Source organism: Pseudomaricurvus alkylphenolicus, assembly GCF_011683955.1.
Lineage (GTDB): Bacteria > Pseudomonadota > Gammaproteobacteria > Pseudomonadales > Cellvibrionaceae > Pseudomaricurvus > Pseudomaricurvus alkylphenolicus.
The window spans coordinates 93,809-108,843 of record NZ_JAAQPI010000008.1 but is presented as its reverse complement, the minus strand read 5'-3'; the positions used below and the strand labels follow the sequence as shown (position 1 = coordinate 108,843).

Sequence of the window (15,035 nt, the reverse complement as noted above, 5' to 3'; positions counted from 1 at the left end):
TCAAGTCAGTTACATTTCAACGGCAATGGCGGTGGCCTCCCCACCTCCGATGCAGAGACTGGCTACCCCCGTCTGTTTGCCATAGGTTTGCATTGCCCCCAGCAATGTGACCAGAATGCGGGCACCGGAAGCTCCCAATGGGTGACCCAGCGCGCAGGCGCCTCCGTGCACGTTTACTTTTTCATGGGGCAGGTTCAATTCCTTCATGGCTGCCATGGTGACAACCGCAAACGCCTCGTTGACCTCATATAAGTCAACAGATTCGGTGCTCCAGCCGAGACGCTGCAACAGTTTTTGCATAGCCCCCACCGGCGCCGTGGTAAACCACTCGGGCTCCTGGGCGTTTTGGGAGTGACCTTTGATAGTCGCGATCACCTGGAGACCCCGTTTCTCGGCTTCGGACTGTCGCATCAGCACCAGAGCCGCAGCGCCGTCCGAGATGGAGCTGGCGTTGGCCGCGGTAATGGTTCCATCCTTTTTAAAGGCCGGACGCAGAGACGGGATTTTGTCCGGACGCGCGTTGCCAGGCTGTTCATCGGTGTTAATCACCGATTCACCCTTGCGGGACTTGATGGTCACCGGCACGATTTCACGTTCAAACTTGCCCTCTTCGATCGCCTTGTTGGCTCGCGCCAGGGACTCAATGGCATAATTGTCCTGCTGCTCCCGGGTAAAGTCGTATTTTTCGGCACACACCTCACCAAAGCTGCCCATAGGCCCGCCAGAATAGGCATCTTGAAGTCCGTCGTAGAGCATGTGGTCAAAAATCTCTGCGTGACCAAAGCGGTAGCCCGCACGACCTTGGGGCATCAGGTACGGGGCGTTGGTCATGCTTTCCATACCACCTGCCACAATGATGTCCGCGCTGCCCGCCAAAATGGCATCGTGTGCCATCATGACCGTCTTCATCCCGGAACCGCAGACCTTGTTCAGAGTGGTGCAGGGTACGTTTTTGGAGACGCCGGCTGCCAGAGCCGCCTGTCGAGCCGGAGCCTGCCCTGTACCGGCCGGAAGAACACATCCCATCAGCACTTCGTCAACCGTATCGGCATCCAAGCCGGCATCCGCCAACGCGCCCTTGATGGCCTCGGCACCCAATTGGGGCGCCGAAAGGCCGCTGAACATACCTTGCATACCACCCATGGCGGTACGCGCCATACCTACAATGACCACTGGATCTGACATATTTTGCTCCCACTAAAGCGGATTGAACCTTCAACCACAAATCAACAAGCGTTGAATTGTACGGATTTTTGCAACCTGGGCAAAGCCATTCAAGATTCGCACCATAAACACCGAAAGATCGTCCCCAGCAGTCATCGTGATTAAACCGTGCTAGTATTTTCGAGTGGTAATTCCCGACAAATTCAAAGGATTCTGATCCATGGACATTTCATCCATTATTACCTGGGTCGTCATCATTGGCGCAATCTTTTATGTGATCAACATCTACAACAAATTGGTCACCCTCAAAAACCGCTACCAAAACGGTTTTTCTCAAATCGAGGTACAACTTAAGCGGCGTTATGATCTGATCCCCAACCTGGTGGAAACCGCCAAGGGCTATCTCAAGCACGAGAGGGAAACCCTTGAGGCGGTTATCAGCGCTCGCAATACGGCTTTGGCGGGATTAAAGGCCGCGGCCAGCGCGCCAGGCGACGGTGGCGCCATGGCACAGCTTAGTGGAGCGGAAGGTGCGCTGTCAGGCGCGCTGGGAAAGCTGAACGTTGTGATGGAAGCCTATCCGGACTTGAAGGCCAATCAGAATATGATGCAGGTTTCCGAAGAGCTAACCAGCACGGAAAACAAAGTGGCGTTTTCCCGACAAGCGTTTAATGATGCGGTTACCTCCTATAACACCTATAAACAGAGCTTCCCACCGGTATTTTTTGCCGGATTCTTCGGCCATCGAGACGATGCCAGCCTGTTGGAATTCGAGGATTCCGCCCAGATCCAGGCCGCCCCCAAAGTTTCATTCTAATTATTCAGGGCACTCTACAAAGCAGAGTCTTTTGTGATTGCCCTGCCAATGACTTTCTGACGCGGCTGCCAGGACACCTATGAATTTCTTCGAACACCAAGACCAGGCACGCAGTAACACTCGCAAGCTGGTGATACTGTTCAGTCTCGCCATTGTTGCTCTGATCGCTATAACTACAGCGTTTATCGCAGGGTTAATCTACTATTTCGAGCACCATAACCAGCAGCGTTTTGTGGCGATCGATCGAGTCGATGGCGGCCAGACCAGTAATATCCTGCAACTGCTGACACCCGAACTGGTTGGCGCCATCGCTGTCGTCATCCTGGCGGTGGTGGCAATCGGCAGCTTCTATAAGCTGATGCAGCTATCGGGTGGCGGAGATCGGGTGGCGGCCAGTTTGGGTGGCCGACTGGTCTCTCCGGACAGCAGAGAGCCGCAGGAACGCAAGTTGCTTAACGTGGTCGAGGAAATGGCAATTGCTTCCGGAACCCCGGTACCTCCGGTTTACCTCATGGAAGAACAAGGCATCAACGCATTTGCCGCCGGTTACAGTCCCAGTGATGCAGTGATTGGGGTTACAAGAGGCTGCATGGAACAACTTGATCGAAACCAGCTCCAAGGTGTGATTGCCCACGAATTCAGCCATATCCTGCATGGCGATATGCGACTCAATATTCGTCTGATCGGCGTGTTGCACGGAATCATGGTCATTGGTCTGATTGGACAGATGATTCTTCGCAGCGGAAGTCACCGCCATCACCACCATCGCCATTCAGCCAGCTCCAGAGATAAAAATGCCGCCGGTAATATGGTGCTGGGTCTTGGACTGGTGGTAATCGGTTACGTTGGAACGTTTTTTGGTAACCTGATCAAATCTGCCGTCAGCCGTCAGCGTGAATTTCTGGCCGACGCCTCGGCGGTTCAATTTACCCGTAATCCGGGGGGCATCAGCCAGGCGTTACAAAAAATTGGTGGCTATAGTCATGGCTCACGGTTAGGTCACGGCAATGCGGCGGAGTTCAGCCATATGTATTTTGGCGCCGGAATTCGTTCTGCCATGAGCGGATGGATGGCAACACACCCGCCGCTGCAGGATCGAATCAAGCGCATTGAACCTGGCTGGAGTGGCGGCTGGATAAGCGCCGAACCGGATGGGCCTCTGACCTCAGAGTCCCCTGACCCTGAAACCATAGCCCCTGAAACCATAGCCCCTGAAACCATAGCCCCTGACACCAAGGCACCTTCAACAGAAGCCATCAGCGGGCTGGCTCCTGTATCTACGTCCGGGATGCATGAGAGCTTTAATGCCGAAGCTATCCAATTAATGGACAGCATCGGAAATCCCTCTGCACAACATCTGCAACAAGCCAGAGCCCTACTGCAGGTCATTCCGGAATTTCTTAAAGATGCCGCCCGAGATCCTTTTTCTGCCCGAGCGGTGGTCTACGCCCTCTTGATTCACGACAACGAGCACGGGCAGAAACAATGGCAACAGCTTAAGCAACGGGCACACCCGGTTGTCTTTAAACACTTGCAAACCGTTCACCAGGAAATACAGCAGCTGTCTCCGGATCAAAAACTGCCGCTGCTGGAGCTGAGCGTGCCGGCGTTAAAGAGTCTTTCAGAGCCCCAATACCGATTGTTTAAGAAAAACCTCACGGAATTAATCAAGGCTGACCGCGAGGTGGAGGTGTTTGAATGGGCCCTTTATCGGATTCTGGTTCACGCCCTTGAACCTCGAAAACCGGTTTCAGGCAATCAATCGTTAACCAATCTCGGTTCGGCTTGTCAGCAATTGTTGAGCACCCTGACCTGGGTGGGTCATACACAATACAAAGATGCCGAAGATGCCTATAACGCCGCTATCAACCAGCTCGGTTTGAAAGACCTGGCGCTGCTGGGAGACGGTGGCCTGAGCGGCGGAAAACCATCGTTTCAGATATTGGACAGAGCGGTACGCGATCTAAACCGACTAAAGCCTCTGCAGAAACCTGCTTTACTCAAAGCGATGATGACCTGCATTCAGCATGACGGTGTTGTGAGTCGATCAGAGCTTGAGTTGTTCCGCGCTGTGGCGGATTGCCTCGACTGCCCGGTACCACCATTGTCTTAAAATAAGAAAGGCCGCTTAGCGGCCTTCAGGAAGCTCCCGATTAAGGGAGTAAAAAGAATCCAGCGATGTCAGTTGAGCGTCGTCAATCCACGTAGACGGGCCCCATGCCCATGCCCCATACGAGAACCGAACCCACTCGAACCACAACCATCAGAACCAGCCCAACGGTAACCACTGAGGTGGCGTACATAAAGGCGCGCTCTTTGGGAATGTTCATCAGGATGGGAATACCTTCATAGACCAGATACACGGCATAGGCGCCGGCGGCAATGGTCGCTATGGCATTAAGCCACATGTCCGGGTAGAGACTGAAGATGCCCACCAGAAATACCGGGGTGGTCACGTAGACGGCCAGAGCAGTGCCCTCATAGTGGCGCTTCTCTTCAGAGTCGGCAACACCGTAGGTCTTGGCCATCCAGTTGATAAATTCGCCGAGGATAAAGACACCGGCTAACAGAGCCACATAAGTAATAGCGCAGAGGCTCATTGCGCTTGCTGACGTGAGTTTAACCGGATCCCCCGAACCGATTGTCCAACCCACCTGGGTTACGCCGTAATAGGCCGCCAGGGTTGGTATCAGTGCGAGAAACGGCACGTGACTGAAAAACACCTGCATAAAGGAATGGCGCTCATTTCGAATGGCTTTCCACTCACTATCTGGGTGCAGAAGAATCCCGAGGGTATGTTCCAAAATGGCCATACTTCACTCCTTTTTTAACTCTTTTCATTATGTTTTGTACGGTTTACACCCTCAGTATTATTGAGTTGACCTCTCTGCACCAATAAGATTTCGGAATTATGAAATTTCCGTTAATTTTGATTAGCTATATAGAAAAAATCACTGAAGATCCCGCGAATAGGCTTGAAGCCCCCACCGTTGTGAGGTTCAATGCGGAGTTTGACCCGCCAAAGCAAGGAGCTTTTGATGAGCGCCATCTTCGAAGACAACTCCCAAACCATCGGCAAGACGCCGCTGGTAAAGATCAATCGTCTCAGTGACGCCAATATTTTTGCCAAGCTGGAAGCTCGCAACCCGGCCACATCCGTGAAATGCCGCATTGGCGCCAATATGATCTGGGACGCAGAGAAGCGCGGTGTACTCAAGCCGGGCATGACCGTGGTCGAACCCACCAGTGGCAACACCGGTATTGCCCTGGCTTTTGTCTGTGCCGCCAAGGGCTATCGGCTGGTCCTGACCATGCCAAACACCATGAGTCTGGAACGCCGGCAGATGATCAAGGCGCTCGGGGCCGAACTGGAGCTGACCCCCGGCGAAAAAGGCATGAAGGGGGCCATTGAAAAGGCCGAAGCCATTGCCGCCGCCGATCCCGACAATACGTTTTTGCCGCGCCAGTTCGACAATCCCGCCAATCCCGAAATCCATGAAAAGACCACTGGCCCGGAAATCTTTGAAGACACCGAAGGCAAGGTCGACATCTTTGTCGCCGGAGTAGGCACAGGAGGCACCATTACCGGCACTGCACGCTACCTGAAGAACACCAAGGGCCTGGCGGTTCAGTGTATCGCGGTAGAACCCGTGGCCTCTCCTGTCATCAGTCAGACCATTGCCGGCGAAGAGCTTGCGCCATCTCCCCACAAAATTCAGGGTATCGGTGCCGGCTTTGTTCCTGCCAACCTGGATCTGAGCCTGGTAGACGGCACCGAGCAAGTCAGTAACGAAGACGCCGTGGAAATGGCACGCCGACTGATGAAGGAAGAAGGCATCCTGGCCGGCATTTCTTCAGGCGCAGCCATGTGTGCGGCCATTCGCCTGGCCGAAAAGCCGGAGAATGCCGGTAAGAATATCGTGGTGGTATTGCCGGATTCCGGAGAACGCTATTTGTCCAGCATTCTCTTTGCCGGTGAGTTTGGCGAGAAAGAACTACAACAGTAAAAGATAAGCGAGGGGAGTCGAAGTCAGATCCAATGACTCCCCGAAGACGGCTGTTATCTGTACAGGCCAGGGCGTTCAATCTACCCGCTCAGGGCTGTTATTTAACCCCGCTCAGGGCTGTTATTTAACCCCGCTCAGGGCTGTTTATTTAACCGCGCTCAGGGCTGTTATTTAACGACCTTCAAGCTCGGGCGCTTGCCTTCTTCTTTTTTCTCTGGCTTTTCCGCAGGGCCGGGCTTGGGCGGCTCCGGATCCTGATCCGGTTCGGGCTCAAAAATCATACCCTGCCCATTTTCCCGAGCATAGATGCCCAGCACACCTGAGCTGGGCACATAGATATTGGTGGGAATACCACCAAAGCGCGCATTGAAGCTGATACTGGCATTCTCGATGGATAGCCCAACCACCGCCGTCGGGGCGATATTGAGCACAATTTGACCATCCTTGTTGACATACTGCTGAGGCACTTCAGCCCCCTCTGCGTGCGCGTCCACGAGCAAATAGGGGGTGCAGTCATTGTCTACAATCCAGTCATACAGCGCCCGGATCATATAAGGTCGACTAGAAGTCATGCCCATCGTTGTGTCTTCTCCCGGCCGGCGCTACAGGCGCATCTCTTTTTCCATTTCCGTGAGGCTTTCCTGGAAAGACTCTCGTGCAAACAGACGATCCATATAATCCAGCAGAGGTTTTGACTGCTTGGTTTTCGGCAGTTCAATTTCCATCTCCTGCAAGCGCCAGAGTATCGGACCCAGGCAGCAGTCGACAATAGTGAATTCCTCACTCATAAAGAAAGGCAACTCGGAAAAAATAGGGGCAATGGTCAGCAGGCTCTCTTTCAGGTCCTTGCGCGCCTTGGCCGCCTCTTCCTTATTCTTGCCATTAAGGATGATGTCGACAAGCGGACTCCAGTCCTTCTCGATGCGATGCATCCACAGGCGGCTTTGCGCCCTGGCGACAGGGTAAACCGGCAGCAGCGGAGGATGCGGGAAACGCTCATCCAGATACTCCATCATCACCTTGGTTTCGTACAGGGAAAGCTCGCGGTCAACCAGAGTCGGCAGGTTGTTATAGGGATTCAGTTCCGCAAGCTCTTCCGGCTTGTTCTTCGGATCAACGTCGATGATATCGACCGACACACCCTTTTCGGCCAGGACGATACGCACACGGTGACTATAATGGTCACGCGCGTCTGAAAAGTAAGTCATGGAAGATCGCTTGGCAACTACGCCCATCAGCTTCACCTTAATCTATAGCAATTTAGAAACACAAACGGGCGGGCTGCCCTTTCCAAGGCAGCCCGCCCGATCAGCTGAACGTCAGCGCGACTTAGTGGATATCTCTCCAGTACTCGCGGTTCAGCAGATATACAAATACAAACAGCACACAGAGAAACAGCAGCACATAAGTACCGATACGCTCACGCTCTACGGCAATGGGCTCGGCCATGTACTCCATAAAGTTCACCAGGTCATAAATGGCCTTGTCGAACTCTTCCTCGGTCATGGAACCTTTGACGTCACCAACCTTGAGGCTGCCACAGGGGGCTTCCGCCACAGCCTGGCCGGTCACAGGATCACGAACCACTTTACCATGGCTGTCAAGTACCGGGCCGGGGGCACATTCAGCCAGACCCTGCAGCTCCATCATCACATGGGGCATGGCGACTTTGTCGAACACCTTGTTGTTCACACCGGTGGGGCGGGTGTCGTCTACGTAGAAGTTACGCAGATAAGTGTAGAGCCATTCCGGAGAACGGGAACGAGCCACCAGAGTCAGGTCCGGAGGCGTGGCTCCAAACCAGGCCTTGGACTGGTCCGGCTGCATGGGGATATCCATCAGAGCACCGATTTTCTCGTCGCCAAAGACAATGTTGTCCATCATCAGCTCATGAGGAATATCCAAGTCGTCGGCCACACGCTCATAGCGGGAGAACTTGGCGGAGTGGCAGCCCATGCAGTAGTTGGCGAACCATTTGGCGCCGCTCTGCAGAGACTCTTTATCATGCAGGTCCGGAACCATCTCGTCACACTGCATGGAGCCACACTTAAAAGCACCTTCAGCACCAACCGCCTTGATGGGGATCACGGTCAACAGGACGAACAAAATGAATCCACCCCACACCATGGTCGCCGGCAAACCTTTGTCCTGGGTACGCTCAGGTTCAGGCTGACACTTCTCACGGGCACTCCAGTAAGGCATGGTGAGGAAGTAGGCAAAGTAGATAATGGTACAAACCTGGGCCAGGATGGTACGACCCGGAGTCGGTGATTTAACACCCAGGTAACCCAGGATCACAAAGGAGGCAGCGAACACCAGCATGGCGATACGGCTGAAGTTACCTTTGTAACGCATGGATTTAACCGGACTCTTGTCCAGCCACGGCAGTACGAACAGGATGGCAATTGAGGCACCCATGGCAACCAGACCAAGGAACTTGGAGCTCAAGGGCCCAATATCGAAGGTCACCGCACGCAGAATCGCGTAGAAAGGCGTGAAGTACCAGACTGGTGCAATATGCGGCGGAGTCTTCAGGCCGTTGGCCTCTTCAAAGTTGGCGTACTCCAGGAAGAAACCGCCCATCTCCGGCATAAAGAACATCACGAAGCAGAAGACAAACAGGAAGACAGTCACACCCACCAGATCGTGAACAGTGTAGAAGGGGTGGAACGGAACCCCGTCTTTGGGAATGCCATTTTCATCCTTGTTTTTCTTGATTTCAACGCCGTCAGGATTGTTGGAGCCCACTTCGTGCAGTGCCAGAATGTGCAGAACCACCAGAGCCAGCAAGACAATCGGCAGCGCCACAACATGCAGCGCAAAGAAGCGGTTAAGGGTCGCGCCTGAAATCAGGAAGTCACCACGCACCCACTGCACCAGATCTTCACCCACAACGGGTATCGCACCCACCAGGGATACAATCACCTGCGCACCCCAGTAGGACATCTGGCCCCAGGGCAGTACATAACCCATAAAGGCTTCTGCCATCAGGATCAGGTAGATGGTCATACCAAAGATCCACACCAGCTCGCGAGGCGCCTTGTAGGAGCCGTACATCAGACCGCGGAACATGTGCAGGTAGACCACCACAAAGAACGCCGATGCACCCGTTGAATGCATATAGCGAAGCAGCCAGCCGTAGTCCACATCACGCATGATGTATTCTACAGAGGCAAAGGCCTCTTCAGCGCTGGGGGTATAGTTCATGGTCAGCCAGATGCCGGTCAGCAGCTGATTAACCAGAACCAGCAGAGACAGAACACCAAAGAAGTACCAGAAATTGAAATTCTTGGGGGCATAGTACTTGCCCATGTGAGTATCCCACGCCCGCACAACAGGCAATCGGGTATCTACCCACTCAACCAGATCAGTCATCCATTTCATGTTCAAGCCTCCTGATCCACACCGATAACGATCACGCTGTCGGTTTCATATGAATGGGGGGGAACTTCCAGATTAATGGGAGCAGGTACACCCTTCATCACGCGGCCGGCCAGATCGAATTTGGAACCGTGGCAGGGGCAGAAAAAGCCACCCAGCCAGTCAGCGCCACCCAGATCTGCCGCACCCACTTCAGGGCGGTACATCGGTGCACAGCCCAGATGCGTACAAAGGCCCAGAAGGATCAGAAACTCTTCCTTGCCGGGAATGGTCCGGGCAACACCCTTCACATACTCCGGTTGCTGCGGCTCGGCGGAATTGGGATCGCGTACCTGGTCGTTTAATTTTTCGAGATCGGCAATGCTTTCAGCGGTGCGACGTACAACGTAAACAGGCTTGCCGCGCCACTCGACGATGATCATCTGACCGGGCTCGATCTTGCCCAGATTGGCTTTAACAGGGGCACCAGCGGCTTTCGCCTTGGCACTCGGGTTCCAGGAACCCACAAAAGGAACGGCGGCCCCTACCACACCGGCAGCACCTACCACGGAGGTAGCGGCTGTCAGAAAACGGCGCCTTCCTTCATTTACTCCGCCATTGCTCATGACGTTTTTCTCCCATAACAGCGCCACCGCCGCCCATGCTCAAATTGCACACAAAACAGACAGTAACTCACTGAATTTTAAAGGTTTACGGTTGCTTCAGACAGATTCTAAAAATCGCCACATATTAAAGAAGTTGGATACCCCTTTCAAGGCATAACCTTTTGGCATATGGGGCTATTGGCAAGCTTTGGGCAAAAAAAAGCCCAGACTGAATTCCAATCTGGGCCAATTTGCGCATGGCGCACCATAAAGGACGCCAGCTGAAGCGAATTAACGCTTCGAGAACTGAGGCTTCTTACGCGCCTTACGCAGACCCACTTTCTTACGCTCAACTTCACGAGCATCGCGGGTAACGTAACCGGCAGCACGCAGAGGCTGACGCAGGCTCTCGTCGTATTCCATCAAAGCACGGGTCAGGCCGTGACGAATAGCACCGGCCTGGCCGAAGCTACCACCACCTTTAACGGTGACCTTGATGTCAAACTTGTCCACCATCTCGACCAGCTCCAGAGGCTGACGCACAATCATGCGAGCCACTTCACGACCAAAGTAGTCGTCCAGGCTTTTGTCATTGATGGAGATGTTACCACTGCCCTGGGTGATGAACACACGAGCGGTGGAGGTTTTACGGCGTCCAGTACCGTAGTATTGAGTTGCAGCCATTATGATCCGCTCCTGATTAGATGTTCAGTTCTTTGGGCTGTTGAGCAGCATGCGGATGCTCGGTGCCGGCGTAAACTTTCAGCTTCTTGAACATTGCACGACCCAGGGGACCGCGGGGCAGCATGCCCTTAACCGCGCTCTGGATGGTGCGCTCAGGCGCCTTCTCAATCAGCTTTTCGAAGCTGATGGACTTCAGACCACCAGGGTAGCCGGTGTGGCTGTGGTAGATTTTACCTTTGGCTTTGTTGCCAGTAACGCGCACTTTCTCAGCGTTAATCACGACGATGTAATCGCCAGTATCAACGTGAGGGGTGAACTCAGGCTTGTGTTTACCGCGCAGACGGGTGGCGATCTCGGTGGCCATACGGCCCAGAGTCTTGCCTTCTGCGTCGATTACGTACCAGTCGCGCTGGACTGATTCCGGTTTGGCACTAATAGTCTTCATGTTGTATTTGCCTTCGACGTGTTAGATACATCCCCGAAAAACGGGAGCGCGAAGTCTATAGAATCGATTCCAGGATTTCAAGCGAATCTTGAAGCCTGTCCACTCCCCAAAACCAGGGGCCTCAGGGGCGATGGGGTTCTGCCAGGTAATCGTGGCTCTGCATTTCCAGCAATCGACTGGTGGTACGCTCAAACTCGAAGTTCAGCTTGCCGCCGGCGTAGATCTCTGCCAGAGGCTTTTGCGCCGAAATAATCAGCTTGACGTTACGATCGTAGAATTCGTCCACCATGTTGATAAAGCGGCGGGCCTGATCATCGGTGTCCCGATTGAGCTCCGGCACATTGGCCACCAGTACAGCATGGAACTCCTTGGCCAGCTCAATATAGTCGTTTTGAGAGCGCGGTCCGTCACAGAGCGCCATAAAATCAAACCAGGCAACGTCTTCCGCCTCAAACCGTGCCTGTATGGGCCGCCCTTCCACCTCGATATCCACATTGGCCCTGATTTCCTCTTTATCGGGCACCAGGCTTTCAAAGCTCTTCAGCAAACTGGCGTCAGCGGCATCATCCAGCGGAAAATGATAAAGCTCGGCCTGCTCAAGGGCACGAAGACGATAATCCACTCCACCATCCACATTCACCACCAGAGTGTGCTGATTCAGCATATCGATGGCCGGCAGGAACCTGGCCCGCTGCAGACCGTCCTTGTAAAGGCCGTCGGGGACAATATTGGAGGTGGCCACCAGAGAAACGCCACGATCAAACAGCGCCTGGATCAGATTGGCCAAAATCATGGCATCCGTAATATCAGAGACGAAGAATTCGTCAAAGCAAATGACCCGCGCCTCATTGGCCAGGCGATCGGCGACGGTTTCAAGTGGATTTTTCTGCCCGTCGAGGGATTTCAGCTCCTGATGAACCCGCCGCATAAAGCGGTGAAAATGCGCACGCATCTTTTGCTTAAAGGGCAGACTCTCATAGAAGTTGTCCATCAGGTAGGTCTTGCCACGCCCGACGCCACCCCAGAAGTAGAGACCCTTTTGCAGTTTGCGTGGAGAAGGACCGGAAAATGCCTGTTTCAAGCGGCTGATCAGACCGCCGGAGGGTCGCTGCTCAACCTGCCAGTCGGCCACCAGCCGGTCATAGAGGTCTTGCAAGTGCCGAACCGCCATCTCCTGAGCGGGATCATGGTTAAACCCTTCACGCTGCAAGTCTTTCTGGTAACGCTCCAGCGGTGTTCCACTCATGATCAGGCATCCTCGTCAGGCTCGGCGATCGAAATCGGCGCACACTGTAGCCTCACACCCCGGGATGCGCAAGCACGCCAACACCCGGTCAGCCAAGCGCCCGCCTCAAATGATCGGTCAAGTCCTGCTTGACCGTTACCAGAACACCGTGGAAAAAGTGGGTCGCCTCCGGATAGCGCAACACCACCGCAGGCCGCTTCAGATTTTGCGCCCAATGGAAAACACCAGCGACATCGACCAGTTCATCTTGCTCGCCCATGATGACGGCAACCGGGCAGGGAAAGCTCCCCTCCACATCGTAGGAGTAACGTTCCACCGGAGGTGCAACCAGCACCAGATGATGGAGATCACCGGCAAGCTTATGACTGGCCTGAGCGGCGACGGACGACCCAAAAGAAAAACCCGCCAGCAGAAGGTGCCGGCCGGGATAACAGGCCCTTGCCCAATCGACGACGGCGAGAAGATCCTGAACCTCTCCGACAGTATCATCAAACTGCCCTTCGCTGCGCCCGACGCCGCGAAAGTTGAATCGCACCACGGGAATTCCCAGATCACGATAGGTTCTGGCCAGGGTTGTCACCACCTTATTGTCCATAGTGCCGCCATGAAGGGGGTGGGGATGACACACCACGGCAACAAAACCGGATGCCACCAAGGTGCCGCCCGGCGCCGGCGCGGCCGCCACCGCCTCAAGATGACCGGCCGGGCCCGACAGCAGCATACGGCTCTCTCGTTCAGTAAATTCACCAATATGGGTGGCCATACATCTCCTCTGGATTTACGACAGCTGGAATTGACCTCTGCCGGACTGGATTTGCGCCTGTTCACATTACCCGGCTTGAGTGGCCAATTCGACCTAAAATTAAGGGCACAGGCACATGGAAAGCGCTTATAATACCAAAAAGCGATATAGCACCCCCAATTCAAACATTTGTACAGGAGATCACTGTGTTTGAACTCAGCACTCTTATCCTCACCGCCATTGTTGCACTGGTCGCCGGCGGCGCCATTGGTGCATTACTGTTTAAATCGCTTGCCCCTCAGGAACAACAGAACCGGGAGCTGGAAAGCCGTTTGCAAAAAGCCGAAAACAAACTGACAGACTATCAGCAGGAAGTGTCCGAACACTTCGCTGAAACATCACAGCTGGTTAACAATTTGACCCAGAGCTACAAGGAAGTGCACGAATACCTGGCCAACAGCGCACTGAAATTGACCAACCCGGATATCAGCCGCCAACTGATCGATGCCGGCGACGGCAAGCTGATCGCTAACGACACCAACGTAGCCGCTGAGGAGAGCACTCCTGAAGCCCCTCGCGACTGGGCCCCTAAAGCACCGGGGGAGAAAGGCCAGCTGAGTGAAGATTTTGGCCTCGAACCCAATCACCAGGAAGAAGAAAAGATCACCCCCTAGAACCTGTTTTGACACTTTCGATGACACCCACCGTGAACCTCAAAACGGTGGGCCTGTTCACAGCCTGCCTTTGCCCCCTATAATTCCTTGTTTTCAACAGCGCCAAACGGGGTAATTCTTGTCTCTCGCACGCCTGACACAATTTGCCGGCTGGCCCGTGATTACGGGTTTGCTGCTGGGAATGACCATCATCCTGTGGAACCAGAACCAGACGGCGAAACAATCCTCCCCGCTCGCTAACGATCTGCAGCTGGGAGAACTCAGCCCGGATCATGGCGGCAACGGCGTTGCTTCCTACTCAGAGGCCGTTGCCAATGCCGCTCCCGCGGTGGTCAACATCTACACCCGCAAGAAGCTCAAGCGCCGCCACCACCCTCTGCTGGACGACCCTCTGTTTCGACACTTCTTTAATCTGTCCGATCGCCCTCAACAGGAACGCATGGAATCCGCCCTGGGGTCGGGAGTGATTATCAGTCCGGATGGCTATCTGCTGACCAACAACCATGTTATCGAAGGGGCCGACGAAATTCTGGTGTTACTGCAGGACGGGCGTGAGGCTAAGGCCATACAGGTGGGTACGGATCCCGAAAGCGATCTGGCAGTGTTAAAGGTCGAGCTAGACAACCTGACGGCTATCAACGTGGGCGAGCCCGCCAACGTGAAGATCGGGGACGTGGTGCTCGCGATTGGCAACCCCTTCGGCGTGGGACAGACGGTCACCCAGGGCATTATCAGCGCGACGGGGCGCTATGGCCTCGGCATCAACAAATATGAGAACTATCTACAGACAGACGCCGCCATCAACCCGGGCAATTCCGGAGGCGCGCTGGTGGATGTTCATGGCAACCTGCTGGGCATTAATACCGCCATTCTGGACAAGACCGGATTTTCCGTCGGTATTGGGTTTGCCATCCCTGCCGACACCGCCGTTAAGGTGATGCAGGATCTCGTCAGCTATGGCCAGGTGGTGCGTGGCTGGCTCGGCATCGAGGCACAACAAATGACTCAGGAGCTGGCCAAGTCGTTTAACCTCGACACTCCTCACGGCGTCATCATCACCGCCATCTACAACAATGGGCCGGCACACAAAGCCGGCTTGCGCCCGGGTGACATTATCCGCCGCATGAACAATATCGTGGTAAGTGATGGCCGTTTGAGCATGAATCAGATTGCCCAGGGTCGTCCGGGTGACGCCATTGAGATTGAAGTGCTGCGCAATGGCAAGCCGCTGGTTGTACAGGGCGTGCTGGGCGTTAAGCCCAACAACAGTTAAATCCCCTCAGCGGGTTAA

At 54.4% G+C, this 15,035-nt stretch carries 15 protein-coding genes; 5 read left to right on the top strand and 10 right to left on the bottom strand.

The window, feature by feature from the left end; all coding sequences use genetic code 11:
• Nucleotides 1-9 precede the first annotated feature (9 nt).
• Nucleotides 10-1,185 (bottom strand): acetyl-CoA C-acyltransferase, encoded by a 1,176-nt coding sequence (locus HBA55_RS19925; protein WP_166995064.1) that lies wholly within the window; start codon nucleotides 1,183-1,185, stop codon nucleotides 10-12.
• Between the two features lie 199 nt (nucleotides 1,186-1,384).
• Between HBA55_RS19925 and HBA55_RS19920 the strand changes: the two genes are divergently transcribed.
• Both HBA55_RS19920 and HBA55_RS19915 read left to right on the top strand, forming a co-directional pair.
• A complete protein-coding gene (locus HBA55_RS19920) occupies nucleotides 1,385-1,981 on the top strand; it encodes a LemA family protein (RefSeq protein ID WP_166995063.1) in 597 nt (198 codons plus the stop codon).
• A gap of 79 nt (nucleotides 1,982-2,060) precedes the next feature.
• The gene (locus HBA55_RS19915) at nucleotides 2,061-4,094 is read left to right on the top strand and encodes a M48 family metallopeptidase (protein WP_166995062.1); all 2,034 of its coding nucleotides are present in this window, start codon (nucleotides 2,061-2,063) and stop codon (nucleotides 4,092-4,094) included.
• Between the two features lie 82 nt (nucleotides 4,095-4,176).
• Here the strand turns inward: HBA55_RS19915 and HBA55_RS19910 are convergent, their stop codons facing one another.
• Entirely contained in the window at nucleotides 4,177-4,794 is a 618-nt protein-coding gene (locus HBA55_RS19910; protein ID WP_166995061.1) for a Yip1 family protein, read from the bottom strand.
• Nucleotides 4,795-5,019: 225 nt separating this feature from the next.
• On the opposite strand from HBA55_RS19910, the gene cysK reads away from it, so the two are divergent.
• A complete protein-coding gene (gene cysK / locus HBA55_RS19905) occupies nucleotides 5,020-5,988 on the top strand; it encodes a cysteine synthase A (RefSeq protein WP_166995060.1) in 969 nt (322 codons plus the stop codon).
• Between the two features lie 167 nt (nucleotides 5,989-6,155).
• On the opposite strand, the gene HBA55_RS19900 is transcribed toward cysK, so the two are convergent.
• The 8 genes from HBA55_RS19900 to HBA55_RS19865 form a co-directional block, all read right to left on the bottom strand.
• Entirely contained in the window at nucleotides 6,156-6,566 is a 411-nt protein-coding gene (locus HBA55_RS19900; RefSeq protein ID WP_166995059.1) for a ClpXP protease specificity-enhancing factor, read from the bottom strand.
• Between the two features lie 24 nt (nucleotides 6,567-6,590).
• Complete coding sequence (gene sspA, locus HBA55_RS19895) at nucleotides 6,591-7,223, bottom strand: stringent starvation protein SspA (protein WP_166995058.1); 633 nt, start codon at nucleotides 7,221-7,223, stop codon at nucleotides 6,591-6,593.
• 94 nt (nucleotides 7,224-7,317) lie between these two features.
• Nucleotides 7,318-9,372: a ubiquinol-cytochrome c reductase gene (locus tag HBA55_RS19890; protein ID WP_206019888.1), complete on the bottom strand. Its 2,055-nt coding sequence runs from the start codon at nucleotides 9,370-9,372 to the stop codon at nucleotides 7,318-7,320.
• Between the two features lie 2 nt (nucleotides 9,373-9,374).
• Nucleotides 9,375-9,974: a ubiquinol-cytochrome c reductase iron-sulfur subunit gene (petA, locus tag HBA55_RS19885; protein WP_166995056.1), complete on the bottom strand. Its 600-nt coding sequence runs from the start codon at nucleotides 9,972-9,974 to the stop codon at nucleotides 9,375-9,377.
• Nucleotides 9,975-10,244: 270 nt separating this feature from the next.
• Nucleotides 10,245-10,637: a 30S ribosomal protein S9 gene (gene rpsI, locus HBA55_RS19880; protein ID WP_166995055.1), complete on the bottom strand. Its 393-nt coding sequence runs from the start codon at nucleotides 10,635-10,637 to the stop codon at nucleotides 10,245-10,247.
• A gap of 16 nt (nucleotides 10,638-10,653) precedes the next feature.
• Nucleotides 10,654-11,082, bottom strand: a complete 429-nt coding sequence (gene rplM / locus HBA55_RS19875; protein WP_166995054.1) for a 50S ribosomal protein L13 — start codon at nucleotides 11,080-11,082, stop codon at nucleotides 10,654-10,656.
• A gap of 121 nt (nucleotides 11,083-11,203) precedes the next feature.
• Complete coding sequence (gene zapE / locus HBA55_RS19870; protein ID WP_206019887.1) at nucleotides 11,204-12,328, bottom strand: cell division protein ZapE; 1,125 nt, start codon at nucleotides 12,326-12,328, stop codon at nucleotides 11,204-11,206.
• Between the two features lie 88 nt (nucleotides 12,329-12,416).
• A complete protein-coding gene (locus HBA55_RS19865; RefSeq protein WP_166995053.1) occupies nucleotides 12,417-13,091 on the bottom strand; it encodes an alpha/beta hydrolase in 675 nt (224 codons plus the stop codon).
• A 185-nt stretch (nucleotides 13,092-13,276) separates the two neighbouring features.
• Between HBA55_RS19865 and HBA55_RS19860 the strand changes: the two genes are divergently transcribed.
• The gene (locus tag HBA55_RS19860; RefSeq protein ID WP_166995052.1) at nucleotides 13,277-13,744 is read left to right on the top strand and encodes a ZapG family protein; all 468 of its coding nucleotides are present in this window, start codon (nucleotides 13,277-13,279) and stop codon (nucleotides 13,742-13,744) included.
• A gap of 181 nt (nucleotides 13,745-13,925) precedes the next feature.
• Nucleotides 13,926-15,017, top strand: coding sequence for a trypsin-like peptidase domain-containing protein (locus HBA55_RS19855; RefSeq protein ID WP_166995539.1), 1,092 nt, complete (start codon nucleotides 13,926-13,928; stop codon nucleotides 15,015-15,017).
• The last annotated feature ends 18 nt before the right edge of the window (nucleotides 15,018-15,035 follow it).